The sequence below is a fragment of the Mycobacterium appelbergii genome (assembly GCF_032883035.1).
Taxonomy (GTDB): domain Bacteria; phylum Actinomycetota; class Actinomycetes; order Mycobacteriales; family Mycobacteriaceae; genus Mycobacterium; species Mycobacterium appelbergii.
In genome coordinates this window covers 203,175-228,267 of the sequence record NZ_JAMQTH010000009.1, presented here as the reverse complement: position 1 = coordinate 228,267, position 25,093 = coordinate 203,175, and the positions used below count along the sequence as shown (strand labels likewise).

The following is a 25,093-nucleotide window of genomic DNA, read 5'->3' as shown; positions in this document are numbered from 1 at the left end:
CCATGTTGATTCCCCGCAAGGTCAAGCACCGCAAGCAGCACCACCCGCGTCAGCGCGGAATCGCCAGTGGTGGCACTGCGGTGAGCTTCGGTGACTACGGCATCCAGGCACTGGAGCACGCCTACGTCACCAACCGGCAGATCGAGTCCGCTCGTATCGCCATCAACCGGCACATCAAGCGTGGCGGCAAGGTCTGGATCAACATCTTCCCGGACCGCCCGCTGACCAAGAAGCCCGCCGAGACCCGCATGGGTTCCGGTAAGGGTTCGCCGGAGTGGTGGATTGCCAACGTCAAGCCGGGACGCGTGCTCTTCGAGCTGAGCTACCCCGACGAGAAGACCGCGCGCGAGGCGCTGACCCGCGCGATCCACAAGCTGCCGATCAAGGCACGCATTGTTACCCGAGAGGAGCAGTTCTGATGGCAGTAGGAACTACGCCTGGCGAACTGCGCGAACTGTCCGACGACGAGTTGACGGAACGCTTGCGCGAGTCCAAGGAAGAGCTGTTCAACCTGCGCTTCCAGATGGCCACCGGCCAGCTCGCCAACAACCGTCGGCTGCGCGTCGTGCGGCAGGAGATTGCACGGGTTTACACCGTGCTGCGTGAACGTGAGTTGGGTCTGGCATCCGGCCCCGTTGGTGAGGAATCGTAATGGCAGAGACGCAGGCTAATTCGAAAGAAAAAGGCCCCAAGCACACCCCGCGCGCCGAAGAGACCCGTGGCCGTCGCAAGACAGCCATCGGCTATGTGGTGAGCGACAAGATGCAGAAGACCATCGTGGTCGAGCTGGAATCTCGCAAGAGCCACCCGCTCTACGGCAAGATCATCCGGACCACCACGAAGGTCAAGGCGCACGACGAGAACGGTGACGCCGGGATCGGCGACCGCGTCTCGCTCATGGAGACCCGACCGCTGTCGGCCACCAAGCGCTGGCGTCTGGTGGAGGTCCTGGAGAAGGCCAAGTAGCCTTTTCCGCTCCCGCGCGTTTCCCGCGCGAGCAGACAGTAAAGTGCCCCAAATCTTCGGATTTGGGGCACTTTACTGTCTGCTCGCGTTTTGCGGCCTCACCGATTTTGACGTGAGGGCTGCGATTTCGGCCGAGCAGCAACCCTCATGTCAAAATCGACACCGTGACACCGTGACACCGTGGCATGAGCTGAACCAGCTGAACCCCTACCCGAGGGAATTTGGTTCGTTCACCCGGTACAGACGCCACACTGGCTGACTGTCACCGTCATTGGGGATCTCGAGCTCCAAGGTGGCGACGTCGCCTCCGCTTTCGTAGAGCGTCGGATAGCGCAGGTTGAGGGCATCCGATACACCACGTCCGCTGTTGGGCACGGCCAGAAGATACTTGACCCCGTTGTTCTCGGGGTCGTTGAGAAGTCGCACAAAGTCGGGGTCGGACGGAACGACGAATGTCTTGGGCTTGGCTGAGGCACCCACGATGGCGAACCCGTAGACGGTATCGGTGATCACCGAACTCTCCGGCAGGTTCATGTCGTCGAGGTAGGCGGCCAGCTTGCGCTCGGTGGAGAACGTCGCCGCGATCCGGCGCTCGTCGGCTTTGCGTTGGCTCGGGTTGTAGGGATCAGGATGGAATACGGCGCCGAGGGCGTACTCCTGCGGCGCGTAATCCGGTGAGCGCATCGCCCATATCGTCGTCGGCAGGCACAGCGCGAATACCACTGCGACAGCTGCGTACTGCCCGCGGAATCCCCGCACGACCGGAACGGTCGCCGGCGCGGGGGCCCACTTGCCCGGCCGTTTGGCCGGCGCGAAGGTGCCCTCGGGCACGGCCAACATCGCCAGGCTCGCGGCGAGTGGGATCGCAATGATGTAGAACCGCAGGAAGCCGAAGGTCGAACCGCTGGCGTACGAATACGCCTGGAATGCCAGCACGCCGCCGTACATCGTCAACGGCACGATGAGAACCGTCCAATGGGGACGTCGCCAACGTGCGAACCCGGCCCAGACGCCGATGGGAATCAGAGTGGGAGCCAACAGTGTGATGCAGACGGCCGCGAAAGTGAACCCGGCGGCCAGGCCCCCGGTGGCCCCGCCTCCCGATTGCTCCAGGATCGCGGTGTTGCCGTACTGGGAACTGAACTGCGCGAAGGCCTCTCCGGTGATCAACCAACTGGTGACACCCCAGCCCACGAACGAGGCGAACCCCGGTCCGCTGACTATGAACATATCGAGCAGCGCCCGACGAAATCGCGGGCCCGTTCGGGCCCGCCGATACGTCGTGACGGCGACCAGAATGCCGGCGGCAGCGATCGCGGCGACGGCGTCGTACCTTGTCAGGTAGGACAGCGCCATCGCGATGCCCCCGGCCGCCACCAGGTGGTGGACATCGTCGTCGGTCATCCACATGACGAGTCGACGCACAGCCCACGCCAGAAAGAAGATGAAGGGCGCTTCGCTCATCCCGTTCGCGCCGTAGAAGACGATCATCGGGTTCGCGGCGAAGATCGCGGTGACGGCGATGAGGTAGGGGCGGGGTAGACCACGGTCGGTGCCCATGCTGAGGATCTGCATTACGGCACCGGCCATGAACGGCGCCGACATCACGGTGCCGGAGTATGCGTACTCGGTCAGCGCCGGCCACACTGGACTGAACAGCACCACCGGAATCTGCACCATGGCGGTCAGCGGTGTGAAGATGAAACCGATTGCGGCAACATGCGGGTCGCGGCTGTAGAGCACACTCTGCGCGGCCGAGATGCGTGACAGCGAGTCGCCTAGGATGAACCCCTGGCGGACCTGCAGCCAGTACCCGACCACCAGGTAGGTGACCAGGGCGAGGCCGAACACGATCGCCTTGAGTTTGCGATCCGAGGGCCGCGCGGTCGTCATGGTGCCGCGGTTTCGGTGTCGGGCTTCTGGGTCAGGCCGTGGAAAGTCTTCTCCCAGTACGACGGATTGCGGATCAGTTGATATGTGCCCTTCGCCGCGGCAATACTCATCATCAGCCAGAACAGCGGCACCGTCAGCGCGGCCCAGAGCAGATCGGCCCGGTCGTCTTCGCGGAGCGCGATGAAATTCATGTAGATGGTGGCGAAGTTGCCGAGCACCAGCGCCGCCAGCGCGGGAAAGTAGATGTACCAGGGGAAGACGGCACCGATCAAGGCCGGCTGTCCGAGGAACCACATCACCGTGATCAGCCAGAACGCGAGGTTGAGCACAGCGATGATCGGGGTTCCCGCAAGCACCAGGTTGAAGCGGATGAAACCACGCCACCCCAGGGTGTGCAGCAACATCCCCGGTCGGCGCATCTGAACCAGCCAGGTCTGCAGATAGCCCTTGTACCAACGGGATCGCTGCCGTACCCAGTTGATCGGGTCGCTGTTGGCCTCCTCCAATGTCGTGGAATCGATGACGGCGGTGCGGTAGCCGGATGACGCGATGCGTAGCCCGAGGTCGGCATCTTCGGTGACGTTGTACGGATCCCACGCGCCGATCTTGTCGAGGACGGGACGCAGCAGGTGGTTCGATGTTCCGCCGAGGGGGATGGGCGAGTTCCGCCGCATCAAGCCGGGTAGGAGATAGCCGAACCAGAGCCCGTATTCGGCGGTGAACCAGGCGGTGAGCATGTTCTGGCGCCCGTTGTGGTAGGCGAGTTTGGCTTGGACGCAGGCAGTGTTGTCCGGCAACCGGGCGAATGCGGCGGCGACCCGGCGCAACTGCAGCGGTTCGGGGAGGTCCTCGGCGTCGTAGATGGTGACGATGTGGCCGGTGGCGAAGAACAGGCCGTAGTTGCACGCCTTGGGTTTGGTTCGCGGATCCGCAGGCGGGACCAGGATGGTGGTGATCACCTGGGTGAACGCCTCGTCTTCACATGCGTTCGCCGCGTCGATCGTGGCCTGGTCGTCGGCTTCGAGCAGTAATAGCACCTGAAGCTTGTCCTGCGGGTACTCCAGTGCGGTGATGGCTCCGATCAGGTCACCCACGACCTCGGGCTCGTTGTATGCCGGCACCAGGATGGTGTATGTCGGGAGATTGTCGTCGGGGATGGCGCGGGCCTGCTCGTCGGTGATGGTGATGGGCCGCGAGGCCAGCCCGTCGCGGAAGATCATCACCCGATCGATCATCGAGAATACGTAAGCGGCGGTGCAGATTCCGACCAATGCCACGGCAGTCCCCATCGGATGCCAGATCGCGAAGACCACGACCGTGATCAGCAGCGCCCACAACAGGCGGCGCTGCTGGGGAGTCACCGCCATCGATGCGGACTGTAGTGGATCGTCCTCACGCAGGCCGTTGATCGCACGGTGCAGGTAGTACTCCCGGTCCTCGGCGGAGGTGGGAACACCTTTCGGCGAACCAGTCTGCCCGGTCATCGCTGACCGTTGGGTGGTAGTTGGGCTGCAACGAGTTTGGTGCTGAACTCGGTCACCATGTCGGCGTCTTTGAACGACGGTGTGAGGTCGGCGGCCGCGGAGTTGCCCCGGAACAAAACGGTGAACAGGGTGTTCAGCGTCGGCACCAGCGCTCCGGTGGGTTGCGGGAACGGAGCATCGGGTTCGTGGTTGTCCACCGCGAACACCGTCACCTGTTGGGCGGAGCGACTGTTGCCCCATACCCAATCGAGGGCGTTCCACGTGATGAGGATGTTGTCGTCGACGACGCTGGCGAGGTAACCCGTGACGCTGTGACCGAGGTCGACCTCGCGCGGTGTGCTCTGTCGGATACCGGACACGTGATAGAGCACCTTCGCCGGATAGGTCTGGAAGGCGAATGGCCGTGCGCTGGTGACGCTGTCGACCACGATGGCGCGCGGACGGGAGAGCTTGTCCCACTGGGGGTTACCCCGGTCGGCCACAAACTTCTGGCGTATCAGCTTGGCGCCAGGGCCGTACACCCTGGACACCCAGGGGTATTCGCGCGTATCGGTCAGGTGCCACCCGGCGGGGGTCTGTAGCGGCGATCCGAATGACACCTGCTCGAACGCCGATTTTGCGGGCAGGACGTGGCCTGGCAACGGCATGAACGCCAGCGCGCACGCCACGACGAGCACGAGCGGAACACCGGCCCATACCTGTGCCGCTGCCAACGGTTCGACCTTGCGGTCGAGCAGTCGAAGCGGCCCGCCACGGTGTGCCTGCACGAACAGTACGGCGCTGACCGAGACGATGGCCGTGAGCGCCGGTATCACCTGATACATCACGAGAGGTGCGTCCGGGGTGAACACGCGCATACCGGCGAGCACTGCAATGCCGACGGCCCACGCACTGCCGAACGCGATCCAGCTGCGGCGGGAGCCATGACCGTTCGTGACTGCCGTCGCCAGGGCCGCGATCAGCAGGCTGACCAGGCCTGCCGCGACCTGCGTGCCGCCCAGCCGGATGACACCGATGTGATAGGGCAGCGGAAAGACGGCCAACAGCAGGACCCACACCCAGCGGAAGCGGTACACCGGCCGCAGGCCGAACAGCACCACGGATGCGCTGATGAGGAACATCCACAGCGCGACGAGATCCAGCCGGAGCAGATGGAAGTACTGCGTATAGCGGCCCAGCAGTACGCCTTTCAGCAGCATGGCGAGGCCGAGGCCCATCAACCCGACGATGATGTCGGTCTGCCGGTCGTGAATCGGCAGTTCGTTGCGGTTGCGTCTGGCCACCCCAATCGCGGCCATCAGACATGCCGGCGGCAGGAGCACAACGTAACTGTTGAGGCCGCCGCTGCGTACGGTGTCAGCCATGCTGGCCAGGGTGTCGTGGAACGCGAGTGCCGTTGCAGCTGCGATGAACAGCCAGCGCAACGCCAGGCGGTAGGCCGGATGCCGGTTCTGCAGCCACGGGGTCTTCGGGGCGGGCGGCGCGGCGGGCGTGGTGGTCATCTGTCCCGGCGCCGTGCGCGCAGCAACAACAGTGCCCCGCCCAGCGCTGCCAGGACCGCCACGCCGGCACCGACGAACAACAGCGTCTGCGCCGAGCCGGCTTCACTGTCGCCTGACGCCGCCTGGTTGTCCGGGGCGGCGACGGTGACGGGCGTGCGGTCAGGGGGCGACAGGATCGCGATGCCGTCGAGCAGCGCCCACCGCTGGATGTCGGCATTGAGCCAGTTGATGAGTGCATCGAGTCGCTCGGGGGCATTGGTGGAGGTGGCGACGAGAAGTGAACGGTCCCCGTCGAACACCGTCTGCAACGCCCCCAGTTGCAGGGATGGCTCGAGTGTGAGGTCCGTGGGATTGCCGTCATCGTCGAAGCCGGTGATGGTTTGCACCTGGTCGCCGCCGATCGTGACGGGCAGCTTTATGTCCGGATGGTTCCAGCCGTCGGCGGCAATGATGATCGCGGGAGTGTTCCTGCTCTCCAGAACCTCTTGTATAGGCGCCACCGAGGTGTCGAAGGGGAGCGCGCTGACACGTTGTAGTCCGGTGACAATCGCGATGGCCCGCGCGGTGTCGTCGAAGTCGGCGGTGCCGTTCTCGATGGCGACACCGATCTGTACCTTGGGCATCAGCGACTGTGGCATCGATTGAAATCCAGGTGGCACCGGGGGTTTTGCGAGCTTGGTCTCGACGTCGGTTTCGCCGTCGATGGTGAGCGTGATGGGTTGGAACTCTCCACAGCCGCCCGTGTTACCGGTGATGTCGACCTTGACCGCCAATGTGGTGTACCGCTGCAGCAAGTCGTCGGGGACGTCGACCCAGCGGTCGATCACGCCGTTGTCCTCGGTGGTCCAACGGTCGACGGTCTGCCCACCGACCGAGGCGACGAGTTGGCCGTTGACGGTGTCGGGCAGGGGAGTGTAGGAGCCGCGCAGGTGGACGCGGACGTGGTGAGCGGAACGCCCCAGGCGCGTCTGGTCCAGACCGATGTAGACCTCCGGGGACAGTGACGAGGAATTGACGCCAGGCTGTCCCAGCTTGCGAATCGTCGTCATATCGCCGGGCAACTGAGGTGTCGAGTGCAGTGGACCGGCCACCGCACCGGAGCTCAGCGCCAACCGGGAGATGTCACTGGACAGCAGGCGTGACTGGTTGGCCAGTTCGGCGGGCGGCCCCGATATCAGCAACGAGCCGACGCCGTTCGTCCGCTGCAGCGTGAGGCCTTTGTCCGGGCTCTCCTTGACCACGATCTGGCGCTCCAGCGGCAGGGACGGTCCGGGCGGAGTCGTCTGGCCGTCGTCCAGCCTGCCGAGGCTCACCTCGGTGTACTGGTGACCGTAGTGCGCAACGATGGCATCGGTCAGTTTCACCGCAGTGTCGGACTCGGCCTGCGATGGATTGGTGGGGATGAAGATGCTCAGCTTCCGCAGCACCGGCGGGAGGAAATCAGCCACCGTCGTGGGAGGTCGTTCGGTGCCGTCGAAGCGCATCGTGGCATCGGTCAACCGCAGCGGGTTGTTCGGATCGAGGCAATAGCCATTGAGCGGTAGCAGGTTGACTGTCATCGTCAGCGAAACGGAATTCTCGACGATCTGTACCCGGGGCAGCGGAATGCTGATCGGGGCGGGTCCGGTGGTCGGCAGTTCGACCCTCGAGATGACGGCGTCCTCCTGTGTCACGGTGAGGGTCGCGGCCCGGACGTCAGCCGGTGGCCATACGGTCGCGGTGATCTCGGTCGGCACCAGACCCGGCTGCACCGGCAGCGTGATCGTCTGCTGCGCCTGCTGGCCGTAGAAACCGAGGTAGGAACTGGACCCCAGCGCGGCAAGGTTGAGTACCGGGGCCACCGACAGTGCGCCACCGTCACCGGGCGCCGCAGGTGCCAACGGTGCAGGTAGTACAAGCAGTGCGCTGCCGACGACGGCGAGCAGTCGACGGCTTCGTCGCCACAGCATTGTCATCACTCAGCTCCCAATCGGTTCGCCAGATCTGTTGGAGTTCATGCAGAGTCGCGGCCCATGGCCGGCTACCCGCGGATGCGGCAATAACCCTGGTGTGAAACGACGCACAATCTTGCAATTTAGTTTGCGGCGGGGACCGCCGCGGCCGTTTGGCCATGTCGAGCACCTCGGGTGGATTTCAGCACTAACCATCTGGCGCCCCCGGCATCGGGAGTGGCTCGGCGCCCGGTGTGCCCAACTGGCCGGCCAGCCATGGCAATGCATCGGCAAATCCCTCGGCAGCTGCGGTGAAGGTGTGCGAACCGGGGTAGCTGACCACGGCGCATTCCACATTGTGGGCGCTCAACAACACACACAACTTGTTGGCATTGGCGGCGTGCTCCTCGGAGTACTGATCCCACCCTGCAAGGGTTTCGGGGTTTGCGGTGGTATCGGCTGCGGCGCGGTGCACGGTCGGGGTCTCCTCCGAAACCCCCAACCAGGCAGACAGGTTCGCGTATGGGCCATGGTTCTCGATGAGCGTCCTCGGGTCGAATGCGGCCCAGGCCTCGGCATCCCCTCCGAACAACCGCGCGATCGTCTGCTCCCTGGTCCCGCTGTTGGGGCCGAGTTGTCCGTCCAGCGCGACGAATGCGCTGAACAGTTCGGGATTGCGGACCGCGAGCATCAGTGCGCAGGTGCCGCCGGACGACCACCCGAGCAGGCCCCAGTTGGCCGGATCGGCGCTGACACCGAAGTGTGAGACCAGATACGGGCGGACGTCTCCGGTGAGATGGTCGGCGGCATTTCCGCGTGGGCCGTTCACACATTCGGTGTCGTTGTTGAAGCTGCCCGTCGAATCCGGGAACACCACGACGGGAGCATTGCCGTGGTGGAATGCGGCGAACTCGTCGAGTGTGGCGAGCGCGCTGCCGGATTCCGGCCAGTCGGAGGGATGACTGAACTCCGCACCGATGGCCATCACGGTGGGCAACTCCGGTGGCGGATCTGACCGGAACCAGGCGGGCGGCAGATAGACCAGCTCTCGGCGATGGCCGAATCCCGAGGCGTCGCGAGGGATGTCGACCCACACCATGGTGCCTCGGGTCGGTTGCTCACCGTTCGCCCGCATGGCGGCAAGGTCGGATTGCTCGATCCATTGCGGCGGTTCGGAACCTGTGACGCGTTGCCAGAGCGCCTGTGTGGTCGGGAAGTATCCCGTTGCGCTGTTGAGCTCGGCGAACGAGCACAGCACGGCCAGTACGACCGCCACCACCGAGGCGATCCGACGCGGCCACCGGCCACCACGCCAGGCCAGGATCATCATGGCCGCCGCGAATCCGGTGATGACCACCCAGAGCACCGTGCCGACCGAGGCTGCCTTCTCCGACCACCCTTGGTATTTCACGAAAACACGGACGACCACCGCGAACAACACGCCTGTCAGCAGTGCGATCGTCACCCAGCGCAGCAGGGGATCCCCGCGTCGGCGGCCGATACCGAACACCAGCGCAGCGAGCGCGAGCACTTCCAGGGTGATCGGCACCACGCCGCTGGTCAGTGACATACCCGCTCCTCCGCCCAGGTCAGTGAGTCATGGTGTGTGGTCTGCCGTGAACGTCGGGCAATCGTTGGCCGAGGGTAGTGATTTCATCCGGTCGTCGAGCCAGCCAAGGGCTGCGACAGGATTGATCTGGTCACGGCCCTTGTCCGGCCAGAAGGCGATCTGGATGACGTCACCCATCTTGCAGCCCTCGGCTATCGCACGGTCGGTCCACGCGGCGGGAATCACCGAATCCTGGCCGCCGTAGATGACGTACATCGGTGCCTGAGTAGGACCTTGAGGCAAATTGGTCTTCTGGATGTACCCGCGCAACGTCTCGAGGGCTGCCGGGGTGGCGGGCCGCAAATCTTGCGGAGGTATCTGCTCGGCGAGCGCCTTTCGTTGCATGGTGTCACTGCAGTTGAGCAACGCGTCCCAGTTCTGCTCGGCGGAGCCGCGCCGGTAGTCGTCGAGCTCGAAATCGTAGTAGTACTCGTCTTTCAGCGCCGCCAGGTAGGCCACGTACACGAGTTTCTGGTCGCTGTTCAACGTGCCGGACATGGCCGCTTCTGCCAGACCTGCGAAGTCCGCCACCGGTGCGAGCGCCGCGGCGGCAACCAATTTCAGATCGTCACCGTAGTTGTCGGCGAGTTCGTTTGCGGCCCACGCCGCCTGTCCGCCCTCTCGCGCGCCGACTGCGGCCCACGAGGTGGACGTTTCGGGGACGAGCGTCCGCGCTGCGCGCACCGCGTCGATCATGGTGAAACCGGCGGTGGTGGAATCCAAGTAGGGGTGAAAGTCATACTCGTCGGGTTCCGATGGCTTACCCAGACCCTGATAGTCGGGCACGGCGACCACGTAGCCGGCGTTCAGCAGTGCCACGACGGATGCGGCCTCACCGAGTAGGTCGGGCGACAACGACGGAGCGCAATCGGATGCGGTGCCGGTGATCCCGTGCCCCAGCGCCACAATCGGAAATCCGCCGGCCGGAGCGCTGCCCTTGGGAACGAAGACCGTTCCCGTCACATGGGATACGGCGTCGTTGACGCCGTTGCGCGAGGCGTACGTGATGGTCCTGGCAGAGGAGGCCGCATCGTGCAGAGCCGGGTCCAGATTGTCTGCCTGCGCATCTTCGATGACGTGGCCCGCGCTGTCCGGGTCCTCGGTGGCGGTCTGCTCGGAAGATCCACCACACCCGGTGACGACGGCGAGAATGACCGAGAGCAGTGCCATGACGCGCGCCATCGAATGTCCCCTGGTTCCCGCTGACTCGTGGCTGTTAGCTGGACCGACCCATCTTTTCATCGTATGTCCGGCCTGACATACGAAACCGATTCATTCGCGAAAATGCCGGGTTAAAGCGGGTGCACAGGCTCAACTCGCGGGCAGTGCACCCGCCGCCGGGCTGCGCTCAATTGCCGGTGGGCAGCGCGATGTTCACCCCTTCTGTCGCAAGTTTTTCTCTGAGGAACTGGACTCTCTGGTACTGCGTGACGGTGATCGGGCCCGCATAGCCTTCGCTCTGAAGCTTCCGTGGCGGGTATTTCAGATAGGTCTGCATCAGCTCCTTGATCGCCTCGTTGATGGTTACGAGAGTCCAGGTGTGTTCGGTGTAGTTGTTCATGAAGATGTCGTACCGTTCCTGCGGATCCTGCCAGAGATCGAAGATCTGAGGGACCGTCGCGACGTATGCCTGCGCACCTTTCCAGCCGAGGTTGGTGTCGACCGCGAGGCCTCCGGTGCTCGCGCCGTCATCACCGCGCAGATTGAAAACGGCCTTGTAGTGCCCGACCCGCACGGCGCCTGGCGTCAATTCGTTCTCACTGAAATAGAACCAGGACTTGCGTTCGGACTTGCCGGTCCCCAACAACGCCGGTGACATGTCGTAGCTGTCGAAGATGATGGGCTCGCCCTCCCGGTCGTTCTCGGGCAGTTGCGCGCCGGCCAGCGCGGCAAAGGTCGCCATGTAGTCGAGGCCGCCGACGATGTCGGAATTGCGTGAGCCGGCTTTGATTCCCGGGCCCCAGGCGATCGACGGAACACGATTGCCACCCTCGCGGACGGTGCCCTTGGTCCCGCGATAGGGCGTGTATCCCGCGTCAGGGTAGACGTCCTGCCACGCACCGTTGTCCGTCGTCCAGAACACGTACGTGTTCTCGGCAAGGCCCAGCGAGCGAATCTTGTCCATGATGCGGCCGATCCGGGTGTCGTTCTCCACGATCGAATCCGCGTACTTCGACTTCGACAGCGACTTGCCCTGGAAATCAGGGTGCGGCATGTTCGGCTGATGCACCTTCATGAAGTTGACGTGCAAGAAGAACGGGGATTCGGGCTTCGCGTTGTCGTCTAGAAACTCGAGTGCGTCCTGCTCGACGTACTCGTCGTAGAAGGGGATACCCACGAGCCCCTTCTCCGGCGTGTTGACGTACTGGCCGTTGACCTTGAAGTCCTCTTTCGCCTTCTCGCCTGCTTTGCCCGACAGCGCGCCCTGGGTCACCCGTTCGAACATCGCACGAAGGTCGTCATCCATGTCCGGGAACCACTCCGGGTCGGCATAGGTGTAGGCGTTGAGGTGGTAGAGCCCGCAGTGCCGCATCTCGTCATAACCGTGCGCGGTGGGTAGCGCATAGTCGGATTCACCGAGGTGCCACTTACCGGTGAAGAACGTTTTGTAATCAGCGGTCTTGAGCATGGACGCAAGGGACCACTCGGCAGCGGGCAGCCCGCCGCCCTGGCCCTGGAAGGCCACGGTCGTCATGCCGCTGCGATTCGGGATACGTCCAGTGAGAATCGCCGCGCGCCCGGGTGTGCAACTGGGTTGCGCGTAGAACGACATGAACTGCATGCCCTCTTCGGCCATCCGGTCGAGACAGGGAGTGGGCATCCCGCGGTTTTCGCCACCCCCGTACACACCCGCATCCCCGTAACCGAAGTCATCGGAGACGATGAGAACAATGTTCGGCTTGGGCTTGCTTGATTCTTGCGCCATATTTACCTCCCGGTGATGTGCAGCCAGGACGCCGACTGCAGACGGTCCTCGTCGATCGACGAGGTGGTGGGGAAGAGCCGACATCCAGCCTGCCACGAATCCGTCCCCGGGATCTTGGGTTCGTGCGTCATCCCCCGATTTCGACATTGCCAAGATCACCGGCTGGCGGGCCGAATTGGATACCGCTGATGAATTCGTCGAGATGGAGATGCCGGCAATCTCACTCGGCGAAAAACCGGGTCTCAACTGGGAGGAAAGCGTTGTTCTTTTCGTTGCAGAGGGCGTGCGATTCGAGAGTTCGCCGGCGAATCATTAATCTGCCTAACAGCTTTCGGTGACACGTCTTTGGCATGCATATGAACCCCATTGCGATCGAATCGGCGTAGTTTTATCGGGCATGGAATCTGTGCCTCATACACAGTCATCGCGCAACGCTGGCATTGACGAGAATCGCGAACACCTGTCGCGCCGTCGGGCATTGGGAGGGCTCGCGGTGTTCGGACTCGGCACGGCGGCGGTCTCGGTGCTCGCCGGTTGTGACAACGAGTCGTCTTCGGGCGCCGGTGGCGAATCCGGTGCGATCAGCACCGACGCCAACCCCAAGCCGGCGAGCGAGGCGACCAAAGCTGCCAACCAGAAACTGCTCGACACGCTGCCGTTCAATGACAAAGCCGATTTCGAGGATGCCAAGCGTGGCTTGATCGCCCGCCCGGATACGCTGACGATCAAGGGCGCCGACGGCAACGTCGTCTGGGACCTGGAAGAGTACAAAAAGTACATTGCTGACGATAAGCCCGCACCCGACACCGTCAATCCCAGCTTGTGGCGCAATGCGCAGTTGTGCATGCAGTACGGCCTGTTCGAGGTGGTGCCCGACCGGGTCTATCAGGTGCGCGGATACGATCTGTCCAACCTCACATTGGTCAAGGGCGACACGGGCTGGATCATCGTCGACACCCTGATCTCGCCGGAAACCGCCAAGGCGGGGCTTGATCTGGCCAACGAGAAGCTCGGCGCCCGGCCGGTCCTGGCAGTCATCCACAGTCACTCCCATGTTGATCACTACGGCGGCGTGCGCGGCATCTTGTCGCAGCAGGACGTCGATGCCGGCAAAGTCAAAGTCATTGCGCCCCAGGCATTCGTTGAGGACGCGGTGAGCGAGAACGTGATCGCCGGGAACGCGATGGGGCGCCGCGCGGTGTACATGTACGGTGCGCTGCTGCCGCGCAATGCCCAGGGCGGGGTGAACGGTGGCCTCGGGATGACGGTTTCCACTGGTGAGCCGTCGCTCATCATCCCGACCGACATCATCAATACGACGGGTCAGAAGATGACCATCGACGGCGTTGAAATGGAATTCCAGATGACGCCGGGTACTGAAGCGCCCACCGAGATGAACACGTTCTTCCCGCAGTTCAAGGCCATGTGGATGGCGGAGAACACCACCAACACGATGCACAACCTGCTGACCCTGCGCGGCGCCCAGGTGCGCGATGCCCGGATCTGGGCGCAGTTCCTCAACGAGACGATTCAGCGTTACGGGCCGAATACGGAGGTCAAGTTCCAGAGCCATCACTGGCCAATGTGGGGCAATGCCAAGATCATCGACTACTGGAAGCGTCAGCGTGACATGTACAAGTACATGCACGACCAGTCGGTGCGGCTGATGAACCAGGGCCTCGTCGGTTCTGAGATCGCCGAAGAAATCCAGTTTCCGCCCGAGCTCGACAACTTCTGGCCGGACCGCGGCTACTACGGCACCCTCAAGCACAATTCGCGCGCGGTGTACCAGCGTTACATGGGCTGGTATGACGGCAATCCGTCGGATCTCGATGACCTGCCACCGCAGGAATCGGCCAAGAAATACGTCGAGTACATGGGCGGTGAGGAAGCGATTCTGGAGAAGGCCAAGAACGACTTCGACAACGGCAACTATCGCTGGACCGCGATGGTGCTCAAACAGGTGGTGTTCGCCAACCCCGACAGTGTGCACGGCAAGAACCTGCTTGCCGACAGCTATGAGCAGATGGGCTATCAGGCCGAGTCCGGGCCATGGCGCTCGGTGTATCTGCAAGGCGCCTATGAACTACGCAACGGCGTGCCCACTTCGGGCGGCACCGACACTGCGAGCCCGGACACCATCAAGGCCATGCCGCCAGAAATGTTGTTCGACTACCTCGCCGTGCGTCTGAACGGGCCGAAGGCCGCAGGCAAGAACATCACCGTGAACGTCAACTTCACCGATCTGAAAAAGGAATACGGGCTGACGGTCGAGAATGGTGTGCTCAACTACGCGCCGGCACCGGTACCCGATGCCAACGCCAGTCTCACGCTGACGAAAGCCACGCTCGACGATATCCAACTGGGTAACACCACGATCGACGATGCGATGTCGACCAACAAGATGACCGTCGACGGCAATCGTCAATCGTTCAACGAATTCATGGGGCTGCTGGACACGTTCCCGTTCTGGTTCAACATCGTGACGCCCTAACGGCGGTCGGCGATCCACTGTCTGCCCCGTTCCACGGCCTCTTCGATGGCGCCGAACACCTTGGTGGTCGCGGGGACCATCCCGTCCGGACCGACCAGTTCGCGGACCCCACCGTGCTCCAGCACCGTGGTGGCTTCTGGGCTGAGGCCGGCAATGATCAGCTTGCCGCCGTTGGTCTTGAGTGCCTGCGCCCACTTCTCCAGTGCTTTCACGACTTTCGACGACGGCACATCGGGTAGTCCACCCATGCTGAGCACGACGACGGCATTCTCGGATTCGGCAACGCTGGGCCACTCCTCGTCGATCCGCGGGACTTCAGCGAACAGGCCGACCCCGGCGTAATGCAGGACGGTGACCTCGTTGCTCGGGCAGGATGCGGGGACCGGCGCCCGGTTCCATCCGCCATCGGCAGCGGCGGTCAGCGCCACCAGCTTTGCCGACTGGGCGGCCTTTACGCAGTAGAGGATGAGCGAGGTCAGGGCGCCGATGAGGATTGCGGTGTGCAGCGGCAGTTGTGTGGTCGCCAGGAACGTGATCAGCATTGCCACCGCGGACATGGGCGCGGTGCGCAGCACCAACTTGATGTCGGCCCAGCGCCCGGTGACCAGTTCGGCGCCGATCACCAGGATCAGGCCACCGATGACGGGCATGGGGATCAGTTCTGCCACCGAACCGGCCAGCAGGACGAGCGCGAGTAGCCACCCCCCGGCGAAGATGCCTGCCCATCTGGTCTGTGCGCCTGCCGAAACCGCGACACCGGTTCGCGACAACGAGCCGCCGGTAGGCAGTGCGCCGAACAGTCCACCGGCGACATTCGCCGCACCCTGGGCGACGAAATCGCCTGACGTGCTTGCGCGGCGCCCGTCGGGATTCGGCACCGATGCCGAGATTCCGGCGGCCTGGGCGAGTCCGACGAGCGCGACGGCCAATCCGCCGGTGAGCAGGTCGGGAATCGCGGCAAAATTGGGCAGGAGGAACGGGGGCAGGGCATTCGGTATCGCGGCGATGTCGCCGACCGTCTCCACTTCGACGTGAAGCACCGTGACGACGGCGGTGACCAGGACCAGCGCAATGAGAGTGGCGAACGCTTCCAGTGGCTTGATGACGCGGAACACCGCCCAGGTCGCCACCGTGCCGAGCGCGACCAGGACCGGCGCGATCTGCCAGGCACCGAGATGGGCGAACGCTTCGACGACCTTGCGAATTGTGTTGTGGCTCTCCGGTCGGTACCCGGTTGCGTCGCCGATGACACCGGTGATGATCTGGACCGCGATGCCGGTGGTGAAGCCCGTCATCACCGCGTTGGAGACGAAGTTCATGATCGACCCGAAGCGCAGCAGTCCGAACAGCAGCATGACCGCGCCGACCACGATGACCAGCGCCGCGATATTGGCGGGGTCCGTCGGATCCAACCCGGCTGCGGTGAGCACGCTGCGGGAAGTCAACGCCAAGGCACTGGTCAATGTCGTCACCATCAAGACGGTGCGGGCGAAAACCGAACCGACGATGGTGGACACCATGCCCGAGTAGAGGCCGGCAACCGGATTGAATCCGCCGATACTCGCGTACGCCATCCCTTCCGGGATCGAGAACAAGCCTGTGACCAGACCGGAGACGACGTCGCGAAATCGTGGTCGACCCAGCGCCGAAGCGGCCTGACCTGCGCGTCCCAAGATTGATGTGGGGCGGGGTTGCTGGTCGTTCACCGTCGAGACCTTTCCATGTTCGGTGCTATCTCCAATGTCCGCCATGACGTCGTGTGCCGGGAGCGAATTCGCGCGAATGAATAGACTCATCGGTCATGCGGCCGTCCGGGATAGCAGCGTGAACGACGAAGAAGTCACGGTGTACGACGCCGCAGGCAACGCCACAGGTGTCGCTGCGCGCTCGCGGGTCTATGCCGAGGGCCTGTGGCACGCCAGCGCGGGAGTGCTGGTCCGCTCGATGGACGGTGCCCGGATCTACGTACACCGACGCACTGCGACAAAAGCCGTCTTCGCGGGCATGCATGATTGCCTGGCCGGCGGAGTCGTCGACCCGGGAGAGACCCCCGCACAAACCGCGACCAGGGAACTGGCCGAGGAACTCGGCATCACCGGTGTGCCGCTGACTTCCGTGGCCTCGGCGCCGTGGGATGGGCAGTGGGCCGGAAAACCCATGCGCTGTCACCTGTTTGCCTACGAGATCCATTACGACGGTCCGATCCGTCATCAGCCCGACGAGGTCGCCGACGGCTGGTGGTGGTCGGATGCCGAGCTCGCCACACATCTGGCGAACCCCGATTGGCCGTTCGTCCCCGACACCCGCGTGCTGATTCCGCGCCTGTTGCGCTGCTGATCACGCCGTCAGAGTCGACGCAGCGGGGGCCACACCTGGGACCACGGTTGTCGCGGGTCGCTGCACTTCCAGATGGTCACGTCCCTGGTCACGCCGGGGAAGCCCAGCCGACTATCCACCCGCCCGACCGGCTGCACATGCGCGCACAGCGCGTGGGCGGTCTCGGGGCGTCGGTCGAGGTAGAGCACCGTCGTCGCCGAATCAGGCGGTGCACCGAAGTATCCCCAGCCGCGGCTGGGGGAGTACACCGCGGGCAGATAGGCATCCCGGAAGTTGTCCAGTGCGCTTGCCTGCCAATAGGACTCCGCAACGACCACGGCATGCGCGCGTTCTTGCGGGGTGAGTTCGCGGTAGGCTTTCGCGGTCGCCGCGCTGAGTTCCGGCCAGCCGAACCGGCCGTACAGCAGGATCGACAGATTGTCGTCGGCCGATGCCGGCGCCATATCGCGCTCCGGTTGCCACGGCAGACTCCACACCGCCATCGCCGCTGATGCAGCGATGACCGGAATCGCTGTGATCCGTTGCCAGCTTCGCGTTTCTGCGCGGGTCAGCCACACCGCGCCTGCGGCCATCGCCACCGAGTAGACCCCGGCAGCGTAGTAACCCCGCCCGCCGAGTGCGAGGAACACCACGATCACGAGTAGCACCGTCAGTCCGAGGAAGCGGTACGGCCGCAGCAGATACCAGCGCAGCAGTGCCCACACCCCGCATGCCAGCAGTATTGCGCCGAGTAGTCCGGCAACGAACAGCGCCATCGGCAGGAAGGCCAGCCTGCCGCCGACCGCACCGTTCTCGGCGGCGATGACACGGCCCATCACCAGTTGTGGCCAGCCGTTGCGGGCCTGCCAGGCCAGAGCAGGCAGCATGCTGGCCAGAACGAACACTGCGCCGGCCCATAAGGTCTTACGGCGCAGGAGATCCCGCGGTCCGAGCAGCAGCACGCTGATTCCGATACAGATCCACAACACTGGGATCAGCCACTTCACCTGCAGTGCAAGCGCCGTCGCGGCGGCAGCCCACCACAACAGCCGGTCCTGCCGGGTTCGGGTCCAGCGCACCACCAACCAGGTGATCAGCACCCATAACGGGATGTCGATCGCATTGGTGGCCAACTGTGATCCCTGCACGAGCAGAAACGGTGACGTTGCGTAGCCGGTGGCGGCCAGCACCTGGGCACCGCGGCCACCGCCGAACTCCCGGGCGATCTGCGCGGTGATCACGATCGCGGCAGCGGTCGCGATGACGGCCGGGAGCCGCAGCGCGAACAGCGATCCCGGCGCGATGGCGTCCATGACGTGAGCGATCAACGGTAGCGCCGGGCCCTGATCGGCGTAGCTGAAGGACAATCGGCTTCCCGCCGACAGGAAGTACAGCTCGTCGCCGAAGTAGCCGTACCTGCCGAGAACGGCCATCAGCGCGATCGAGCCCAGCGCGGCGACACCGGCCACTGCGGTCGTCGCGAAGCGGGGAGGAGCGGTAATGGTGGGCTCGACCGTGGAAACGCTCACCGTGCACTGCCGTTGGCCGTGACCAGGTCGAACAGCCGGGTGAGCGCCGATGTGTACGCGTGGACATCGAAGTCGGGTTCGCGCACGGCGCGTGCGGCAATCCCGTCGACACTGTCGCGAATCAGCTTCGCGGTCACGGTCGCATCGAACTCGCCGAACTCACCGGAGCGTTGGCCGTCGCGCAGGAGTTCGGTCAGGGGGGCGATGAGTTCGTCCTCGTTGCTGGTGTTGACGAATTTGAGGGTGCCGTCGGCGTCGCGCAGATTCAGCACAACCTCGGTCATCGCCGCCACGAATGTCCGGTTCGCATCGATGTAGGCGAGGTTTGATTCGATATAGGCCCGCAACCGGTTTCGTGATCCCTGGGCTGCCTCGACGAACGGTTGCATGTACTCGCCGCCGGAAACGAACAGTTGGACGACGACCTCCGTCATGAGATCGTCCTTGCCCGCGAAATGGTAGGAGATGACGCCCTTGGAGATCCCGGCGTGTTTTGCGATCCGGGCCAGTGAGGCATTGCCATAGCCGCCCTCGGCCAGCACCTCGACCGCTGACGCGATGATCTGGCGTCGTCGTGCTTCCTCGATGAACGACCGCCGCTGGCCGGATGACTCATTTTCTGGCCGCATGGTCAAAAGTTAGCACGTCCGGTCAACATCTCCCCGCGAGCAGACGTGAATGTGCCCTGAAACCGGCGTCTCAGGGTACTTTCACGTCTGCTCGCCACCGCACAAGCCCGGAGCGGGTAACCTGCGCGCCATGGCTAATGAGTTCAGCGGCAAGATAGAACTGGACATCAGGGATTCCGAACCGGATTGGGGTCCCTACGCCGCGCCCACGGCCACCGAAGGTGCCCCCAACGTGCTGTACCTGGTGTGGGATGACACCGGCATCGCCACGTGGGACTGCTTCGGCGGTCTCGTCGACATGCCGGCGATGAGCCGCATCGCCGAGCGCGGGGTGCGACTGTCCCAGTTCCACACCACCGCGCTGTGCTCGCCGACCAGGGCGTCACTGCTCACCGGCCGCAATGCGACGACGGTGGGCATGGCCACTATCGAGGAGTTCACCGACGGATTCCCCAACTGCAACGGCCGGATACCGTTTGACACCGCGCTGTGCTCGGAGGTGCTCGCCGAAAACGGTTACAACACCTACTGCGTGGGCAAGTGGCATCTGACGCCGCTGGAGGAATCGAATCTCGCGGCCACCAAACGGCATTGGCCGCTGAACCGCGGATTCGAGCGGTTCTACGGGTTCATGGGCGGCGAGACCGACCAGTGGTACCCGGACCTGACGTACGACAACCACCCGGTCGACCCGCCGGCCACCCCCGAGGACGGGTACCACCTGTCCAAGGATCTCGCGGACAAGACCATCGAGTTCATCCGGGACGCCAAGGTGATCGCCCCGGACAAGCCGTGGTTCACCTACCTGTGCCCGGGCGCCGGCCACGCCCCCCACCACGTGTTCAAGGAGTGGGCCGACCAATACGCGGGCCGATTCGACATGGGCTACGAGCGCTACCGCGAAATCGTGCTGGAGAACCAGAAGAATCTCGGCATCGTGCCGCCCGACACCGAACTGTCACCGGTCAATCCCTACGCAGACGTCACGGGCCCCAATGGTGAACCGTGGCCGGCTCAGGACACCGTGCGGCCGTGGGACACCCTTTCCGCCGAGGAGAAGCGGTTGTTCTGCCGGATGGCCGAGGTGTTCGCGGGATTCCTGTCCTACACCGATGACCAGATCGGTCGCATCCTGGACTACCTGGAAGAATCCGGCCAACTCGACAACACGATCATCGTGGTGATCTCCGACAACGGTGCCAGCGGTGAAGGCGGCCCCAACGGGTCGGTCAATGAGACCAAATTCTTCAACGGCTACATCGACACCGCCGAGGAGGGACTGAAGGTCATCGACCAGCTCGGCGGTCCGCAGACCTACAACCACTACCCGATCGGGTGGGCGATGGCGTTCAACACGCCGTACAAACTGTTCAAGCGCTACGCATCTCACGAAGGTGGTATCGCCGACACGGCAATCATCTCCTGGCCCAACGGGATTGCCGCGCACGGCGAGGTCAGGGACAACTACGTCAACGTCTGCGACATCACCCCGACGGTCTACGACCTGCTGGGCATCACTCCGCCTGCGACCGTCCGCGGCATTGCGCAGAAACCTCTCGATGGGGTCAGTATGAAAGTGGCCCTTGACAATCCGGAGGCGCCCACGGGCAAGGAGACGCAGTTCTACACCATGCTGGGCACGCGCGGCATCTGGAACAAGGGCTGGTTCGCCAATACCGTGCACGCCGCCACCCCGGCCGGCTGGTCGCACTTCGACGCCGACCGCTGGGAGCTCTTTCACATCGAGGCCGATCGCAGCCAGTGTCACGATCTGGCCGCCGAGCATCCGGACAAACTCGAAGAACTCAAGGCACTGTGGTTCAGCGAGGCCGCCAAGTACAACGGGCTGCCGTTGGCCGATCTGAACATCCTGGACACGATGATGCGATGGCGTCCCCATTTGTCCGGTGAGCGGTCCTCCTACACCTACTATCCGCACGCCGCAGAAGTCGGGCTCGGTGCGGCCGCCGAACTGCGCGGTCAATCGTTCAAGGTGCTGGCGGAGGTCACCGTCGAACGCGACGACGCCCACGGCGTGCTGTTCAAACAGGGTGGGGCGCACGGCGGCCACGTGCTGTTCCTTGCCGATGGCCGACTGCACTACGTCTACAACTTCCTCGGTGAACGCGAACAACTGCTGGTCGCCCCGGATCCGATTCCGTTGGGAAGACACATCTTCGGCGTGCGGTACAGCAGGACCGGCACGGTGGAGAACAGTCATACGCCTCTTGGGGACACCACGTTGTTCGTCGACGGCGCCGCGGTCGCCGAGCTGCCGGACATGCAGACCCACCCCGGTATGTTCGCGCTCGCCGGTGGAGGCATCTGCGTCGGGCGCAACACCGGCTCGGGGGTGTCGCAGCGGTACCGCACGCCGTTCGAGTTCACCGGCGGCACCATCGCCCGCGTCACCGTCGATCTCTCCGGCAAGCCTTATGAGAATGTGGAAGCCGAGCTGGCGCTGGCCTTCTCGAAGGACTGAATGGCTGAGCACCCATGCTGACCGAACTTGTCGAGCTACCCGGTGGCGCGTTCCGGATGGGATCGACGCGCTTCTACCCGGAAGAAGCGCCGGAACACACCGCGACGGTCGCGGAATTCGCGATCGAGAAGCACCCTGTCACCAATGCCGAGTTCGGCGAGTTCGTCGCGGCGACCGACTATGTGACCATCGCCGAACGTCCGCTCGACCCTGCGCTGTACCCCGGGGTGGCGGCGCAGGATCTGCTCCCCGGCGCCCTGGTGTTCCGGCCCACGCCCGGTCCTGTCGACCTGCGGGACTGGCGGCAATGGTGGGACTGGGTGCCAGGTGCGAACTGGCGCTGCCCATTCGGCCCGCAGGCACAGGCCTGCTCACCGGACCACCCCGTGGTGCAGGTCGCCTACCCCGACGCGGCCGCCTATGCCGCATGGGCCGGGCGTCGCCTGCCCAGCGAGGCCGAGTGGGAGTACGCCGCGCGTGGCGGCGCCGAGGGCGTGTACGCATGGGGAGACGAGGTGACTCCGGACGGTGAGCTGATGGCCAACACCTGGCAGGGCAGGTTCCCGTACCGCAATGACGGCGCGTTGGGCTGGCGCGGCACCTCACCGGTGGGAACGTTCCCGCCCAACGCATTTGGTCTGCTCGACATGATCGGCAATGTGTGGGAGTGGACGACGACGCGCTTCTCCGCTCACCACCGACCGGGCTCGGGTGAACCGGCGTGCTGTCCTCCGGCATCAGCTGATCCCAGCGTGAACCAGGCCCTCAAGGGCGGTTCGCACCTGTGTGCCCCCGAGTACTGCCACCGGTACCGGCCCGCGGCCCGCTCACCGCAGTCGCAGGACAGCTCGACGACCCATATCGGGTTCCGTTGCGTCGCGGACCTGACCTGACGCCCGCTCGTGCAACCGCAGGTGACCGATCATCACGACCAGACAGGTGATCACCGCAGCCAAGGCCAGCGGCACCGCAATGTGCAGTCGTAACAGCAGTGCCCCGGAGAGCGCGCCGAGAAAGATGACGACGATCGCGGCGAGTCGGCGGTTGAAAACTGCGGTGCCGCGGGCACCCCGCACCCACGTCTCCCCGGCCAGGCTGGTCAAGGTGGAGGTGACCACGACGGTGGTCATGTCCTTGACCGCGAGAGCCCGCGCCACCATCGCCTGCTGACCCATCACCACAGCGATCGCGGTCGCAATGACAACCTGCCCGGTCGCCCCCGGGGAGCTGTCACCGACCGCGAGTGCCACCGTCAGCGCCAAGAGAATCGCCGCGCCCACAGTGAGCAGAACGGTGATCCGGGTGTCCCATCCGGGCGCCGCCCGGCGGCGGACCGCGATCCCGGCGGCCAGTGCCCCGGCGGTGAACCCGACCAGCGCAACGGCTGGGCCGAGCACCGGCAGTTCGTCGGCCCCGGCAATACCCATGCCGAGGATCACGATGTTGCCCGTCATGTTGCCGGTGAAGACCCGGTCCAGGCCGAGGTAACCGACCGCGTCGACGACGCCGGTGACGAAGGTGAGGGCGATCGTGGTGATGAGTTCCAGACGGGATTGATTGATTCGCAGCATGTTTCAGAATAGGATGAGGGCGGCGACGGTGGCCAGCACCAGGCCGCTCATCACCGGTAGGAAGCACTTGCGGGCCAGACTCAGCACCGGTACGCGGGCAAATCCGGCGACCGCCACCAGCGAGGACCAGGCCACCAGGGTGCCGCCGCCGGACCAGATGTTGCCCATCTGTCCGATCGCGGCCAGCGTCGATGGATCCATGTCCACCACGGGCGCGAGAGCCCCGGACAGGGAGCCGGTCAGTGGCAGCCCGCTGAAACCCGAGCCCTCCAGTCCTGCGATGAGACCGACGAACAACACACCGAACGCGGTGACCACCGGGTTCGGTGACAGGTGCGACTGGGCGGCGGTGATGAGATCGAACAGGAAAGCAGGCCCGGTGGAATCGGCGGGCATGCCGAGAATGGCCGCCGAGAAATCGCCGTTGCCGATGAAGAAGAAGCCGGCGATGGGCAGCACGATCCCCATCGCTTTGAAGGCGAATACCAGCCCGTCCACCACATGCTGGGACGACGTCTCCAGGAAGTTGCGCTTGTCGTTGGTGGCCGCCGCCGCGAACAGGAGCAAGGCGGCCAGACCGCCGACGATGGCTGCCGCATCCCCGCCTTTGAGCGGTGGCACCGCGCTGGTGAACTTGCCAAGCAACAGGTAGACGATGAAGCCCAGGTAGACCAGGGGAACCAGGAGTGCAAAAACCTTTGCCGACAACATCTTCGGCGTCGGTTCCGGTGATGGCGGTGGTTGGTCGGGCTTCGTCAGCACGGCGGTGGCAGTTCTGGCCTCCGCCGCGATCGGTACCGCGGCGGCCGGCGCGGGCGCGGGCGTCGGTGCGGTCACCGGGCCCGTGCCGCCCCCCGGCGCGTCTTTCGGACCGTCTTCAGGTCGGCGATCGGCCGCGTTCTCCCACTCTTTCAACAAATCCGGAGACGGTGTGCGCCAGGTACGGCGCTGCATGACGTAGGTGATGATCAGTGCGGTCAGGCCGACGATCAGTGACAGCACCATGGCTTTGTCGGCGACCGCGTCGGGGTCCACCCCGGCGGCCTTAGCCGAGATACCGGGGGCGACTTTGATGATGTAGTCCGACGACAGCGCCATCCCCTGGCCGGAGATGGCGATCACCATGCCGACCGAGAGCGGCGACAGACCCGCCCGGATGGCGACCGGGATGAGCACCGCCCCGACCAGTGGCACCGCCGGGGTCGGCCAGAAGAACAGCGAGATCACGTAGGTGACGATCGCGAGCACGATGAAACTGCTGGTGCCTGCGCGCATCACCCGGCGAAACGGGGTGACCATCATCCGGTCGGCGCCCATCTCACGCAGCGCGCCGAGCATCGCGGTGACGATCGCGATGATCAGGAAGATGTTGAACAGTTCCTTGGCGGCGGTCAGGCTGGCGTTGAAGATGGACGACAAGCCGGTGATGAAGCTGCCGGAGAACGCCCAGGCCGTCAGCAGCGTCGCGGTGACCGCGGGCACGACGATGTTCTTGCGGATCGCCATCGTGAGCAATATGACGACGATGCCGGCCAGGTATATCCAGTGTGCCGCGGTGAGATGGGTGTCCAATGCGGGACCTCTCGTTGAACTGCTGGGGGCTGTGCAGTCTGATGCTGGAATGTTCGGCGCGGGCGGGCCCCGGGTCAACGACAACAGTGCACACCTGCGGCCGCCTCACCCTGTGCAATGTGCTCGATTTCAGTCGGCGGCATTACCTGGCGTTTCCACGAGGTAAACCCCTGCGCGTGTGCACCCTGT

Annotated in this window: 20 protein-coding genes; 7 read left to right on the top strand and 13 right to left on the bottom strand. The window is 64.3% G+C overall.

Going from position 1 to position 25,093, the window contains the following annotated elements; all coding sequences use genetic code 11:
• Nucleotides 1–2: 2 nt before the first annotated feature.
• Genes rplP through rpsQ form a run of 3 tightly spaced genes read left to right on the top strand, consistent with a single transcriptional unit; the run spans nucleotide 3 to nucleotide 966 of the window.
• A complete protein-coding gene (rplP, locus tag M1247_RS21865) occupies nucleotides 3–419 on the top strand; it encodes a 50S ribosomal protein L16 (RefSeq protein WP_317158473.1) in 417 nt (138 codons plus the stop codon).
• Nucleotides 419–652 carry a 50S ribosomal protein L29 gene (gene rpmC, locus M1247_RS21860; protein WP_317158472.1) on the top strand — a complete coding sequence of 78 codons (234 nt, stop codon included), beginning with the start codon at nucleotides 419–421 and terminating at the stop codon, nucleotides 650–652. Before rplP ends, rpmC begins: the two co-directional genes overlap by 1 nt.
• Entirely contained in the window at nucleotides 652–966 is a 315-nt protein-coding gene (gene rpsQ / locus M1247_RS21855; protein ID WP_317158471.1) for a 30S ribosomal protein S17, read from the top strand. The genes rpmC and rpsQ overlap by 1 nt, the downstream gene beginning before the upstream one ends.
• Before the next feature lie 207 nt (nucleotides 967–1,173).
• On the opposite strand, the gene M1247_RS21850 is transcribed toward rpsQ, so the two are convergent.
• From M1247_RS21850 to M1247_RS21815, 8 genes are all read right to left on the bottom strand, one after another.
• Nucleotides 1,174–2,859, bottom strand: a complete 1,686-nt coding sequence (locus M1247_RS21850; RefSeq protein WP_317158470.1) for a glycosyltransferase family protein — start codon at nucleotides 2,857–2,859, stop codon at nucleotides 1,174–1,176.
• On the bottom strand, nucleotides 2,856–4,343 hold the full coding sequence (locus M1247_RS21845) for a glycosyltransferase (RefSeq protein WP_317158469.1): 1,488 nt from the start codon (nucleotides 4,341–4,343) through the stop codon (nucleotides 2,856–2,858). Before M1247_RS21845 ends, M1247_RS21850 begins: the two co-directional genes overlap by 4 nt.
• Nucleotides 4,340–5,845, bottom strand: a complete 1,506-nt coding sequence (locus M1247_RS21840) for a hypothetical protein (protein ID WP_317158468.1) — start codon at nucleotides 5,843–5,845, stop codon at nucleotides 4,340–4,342. Before M1247_RS21840 ends, M1247_RS21845 begins: the two co-directional genes overlap by 4 nt.
• On the bottom strand, nucleotides 5,842–7,800 hold the full coding sequence (locus M1247_RS21835) for a hypothetical protein (RefSeq protein WP_317158467.1): 1,959 nt from the start codon (nucleotides 7,798–7,800) through the stop codon (nucleotides 5,842–5,844). The genes M1247_RS21840 and M1247_RS21835 overlap by 4 nt, the downstream gene beginning before the upstream one ends.
• 184 nt (nucleotides 7,801–7,984) lie before the next feature.
• Nucleotides 7,985–9,346, bottom strand: coding sequence for an alpha/beta hydrolase (locus M1247_RS21830; RefSeq protein WP_317158466.1), 1,362 nt, complete (start codon nucleotides 9,344–9,346; stop codon nucleotides 7,985–7,987).
• A 27-nt stretch (nucleotides 9,347–9,373) separates the two neighbouring features.
• A complete protein-coding gene (locus M1247_RS21825; protein WP_317158465.1) occupies nucleotides 9,374–10,567 on the bottom strand; it encodes a lipase family protein in 1,194 nt (397 codons plus the stop codon).
• 166 nt (nucleotides 10,568–10,733) lie between these two features.
• Entirely contained in the window at nucleotides 10,734–12,311 is a 1,578-nt protein-coding gene (locus M1247_RS21820) for an arylsulfatase (RefSeq protein ID WP_317158464.1), read from the bottom strand.
• A 2-nt stretch (nucleotides 12,312–12,313) separates the two neighbouring features.
• Nucleotides 12,314–12,442 (bottom strand): hypothetical protein, encoded by a 129-nt coding sequence (locus M1247_RS21815; RefSeq protein WP_317158463.1) that lies wholly within the window; start codon nucleotides 12,440–12,442, stop codon nucleotides 12,314–12,316.
• Between the two features lie 362 nt (nucleotides 12,443–12,804).
• On the opposite strand from M1247_RS21815, the gene M1247_RS21810 reads away from it, so the two are divergent.
• Entirely contained in the window at nucleotides 12,805–14,805 is a 2,001-nt protein-coding gene (locus tag M1247_RS21810; RefSeq protein WP_317158462.1) for an alkyl/aryl-sulfatase, read from the top strand.
• On the opposite strand, the gene M1247_RS21805 is transcribed toward M1247_RS21810, so the two are convergent.
• Nucleotides 14,802–16,511 carry a SulP family inorganic anion transporter gene (locus tag M1247_RS21805; RefSeq protein ID WP_317158461.1) on the bottom strand — a complete coding sequence of 570 codons (1,710 nt, stop codon included), beginning with the start codon at nucleotides 16,509–16,511 and terminating at the stop codon, nucleotides 14,802–14,804. The genes M1247_RS21810 and M1247_RS21805 overlap by 4 nt on opposite strands.
• Nucleotides 16,512–16,629: 118 nt before the next feature.
• Between M1247_RS21805 and M1247_RS21800 the strand changes: the two genes are divergently transcribed.
• Complete coding sequence (locus tag M1247_RS21800) at nucleotides 16,630–17,142, top strand: NUDIX hydrolase (RefSeq protein ID WP_317158460.1); 513 nt, start codon at nucleotides 16,630–16,632, stop codon at nucleotides 17,140–17,142.
• Nucleotides 17,143–17,150: 8 nt separating this feature from the next.
• Here the strand turns inward: M1247_RS21800 and M1247_RS21795 are convergent, their stop codons facing one another.
• Together M1247_RS21795 and M1247_RS21790 are read right to left on the bottom strand one after the other, a co-directional pair.
• Complete coding sequence (locus M1247_RS21795; RefSeq protein WP_317158459.1) at nucleotides 17,151–18,650, bottom strand: glycosyltransferase family 39 protein; 1,500 nt, start codon at nucleotides 18,648–18,650, stop codon at nucleotides 17,151–17,153.
• A complete protein-coding gene (locus tag M1247_RS21790) occupies nucleotides 18,647–19,279 on the bottom strand; it encodes a TetR/AcrR family transcriptional regulator (RefSeq protein ID WP_317158458.1) in 633 nt (210 codons plus the stop codon). The genes M1247_RS21795 and M1247_RS21790 overlap by 4 nt, the downstream gene beginning before the upstream one ends.
• Before the next feature lie 130 nt (nucleotides 19,280–19,409).
• Here M1247_RS21790 and M1247_RS21785 point away from each other — a divergent pair, with 130 nt between their 5' ends.
• Both M1247_RS21785 and M1247_RS21780 read left to right on the top strand, forming a co-directional pair.
• The gene (locus M1247_RS21785; RefSeq protein WP_317158457.1) at nucleotides 19,410–21,761 is read left to right on the top strand and encodes an arylsulfatase; all 2,352 of its coding nucleotides are present in this window, start codon (nucleotides 19,410–19,412) and stop codon (nucleotides 21,759–21,761) included.
• Nucleotides 21,762–21,775: 14 nt separating this feature from the next.
• The gene (locus M1247_RS21780) at nucleotides 21,776–22,654 is read left to right on the top strand and encodes a formylglycine-generating enzyme family protein (RefSeq protein ID WP_317158456.1); all 879 of its coding nucleotides are present in this window, start codon (nucleotides 21,776–21,778) and stop codon (nucleotides 22,652–22,654) included.
• Here the strand turns inward: M1247_RS21780 and M1247_RS21775 are convergent.
• Both M1247_RS21775 and M1247_RS21770 read right to left on the bottom strand, forming a co-directional pair.
• Nucleotides 22,589–23,332: a YoaK family protein gene (locus tag M1247_RS21775; protein ID WP_317158455.1), complete on the bottom strand. Its 744-nt coding sequence runs from the start codon at nucleotides 23,330–23,332 to the stop codon at nucleotides 22,589–22,591. The genes M1247_RS21780 and M1247_RS21775 overlap by 66 nt on opposite strands.
• Nucleotides 23,333–23,335: 3 nt before the next feature.
• Nucleotides 23,336–24,904 carry a hypothetical protein gene (locus tag M1247_RS21770; RefSeq protein ID WP_317158454.1) on the bottom strand — a complete coding sequence of 523 codons (1,569 nt, stop codon included), beginning with the start codon at nucleotides 24,902–24,904 and terminating at the stop codon, nucleotides 23,336–23,338.
• Between the last annotated feature and the right edge of the window lie 189 nt (nucleotides 24,905–25,093).

Bases quoted from the DNA above. Each gene is read 5' to 3' on its own strand.
- rplP (WP_317158473.1), top strand. From the start codon at position 3: ATGTTGATTCCCCGCAAGGTCAAGCACCGCAAGCAGCACCACCCGCGT.
- rpmC (WP_317158472.1), top strand. From the start codon at position 419: ATGGCAGTAGGAACTACGCCTGGCGAACTGCGCGAACTGTCCGACGAC.
- rpsQ (WP_317158471.1), top strand. From the start codon at position 652: ATGGCAGAGACGCAGGCTAATTCGAAAGAAAAAGGCCCCAAGCACACC.
- M1247_RS21850 (WP_317158470.1), bottom strand. From the start codon at position 2,859: ATGACGACCGCGCGGCCCTCGGATCGCAAACTCAAGGCGATCGTGTTC.
- M1247_RS21845 (WP_317158469.1), bottom strand. From the start codon at position 4,343: ATGACCGGGCAGACTGGTTCGCCGAAAGGTGTTCCCACCTCCGCCGAG.
- M1247_RS21840 (WP_317158468.1), bottom strand. From the start codon at position 5,845: ATGACCACCACGCCCGCCGCGCCGCCCGCCCCGAAGACCCCGTGGCTG.
- M1247_RS21835 (WP_317158467.1), bottom strand. From the start codon at position 7,800: ATGACAATGCTGTGGCGACGAAGCCGTCGACTGCTCGCCGTCGTCGGC.
- M1247_RS21830 (WP_317158466.1), bottom strand. From the start codon at position 9,346: ATGTCACTGACCAGCGGCGTGGTGCCGATCACCCTGGAAGTGCTCGCG.
- M1247_RS21825 (WP_317158465.1), bottom strand. From the start codon at position 10,567: ATGGCGCGCGTCATGGCACTGCTCTCGGTCATTCTCGCCGTCGTCACC.
- M1247_RS21820 (WP_317158464.1), bottom strand. From the start codon at position 12,311: ATGGCGCAAGAATCAAGCAAGCCCAAGCCGAACATTGTTCTCATCGTC.
- M1247_RS21815 (WP_317158463.1), bottom strand. From the start codon at position 12,442: ATGACGCACGAACCCAAGATCCCGGGGACGGATTCGTGGCAGGCTGGA.
- M1247_RS21790 (WP_317158458.1), bottom strand. From the start codon at position 19,279: ATGCGGCCAGAAAATGAGTCATCCGGCCAGCGGCGGTCGTTCATCGAG.
- M1247_RS21785 (WP_317158457.1), top strand. From the start codon at position 19,410: ATGGCTAATGAGTTCAGCGGCAAGATAGAACTGGACATCAGGGATTCC.
- M1247_RS21780 (WP_317158456.1), top strand. From the start codon at position 21,776: ATGCTGACCGAACTTGTCGAGCTACCCGGTGGCGCGTTCCGGATGGGA.
- M1247_RS21775 (WP_317158455.1), bottom strand. From the start codon at position 23,332: ATGCTGCGAATCAATCAATCCCGTCTGGAACTCATCACCACGATCGCC.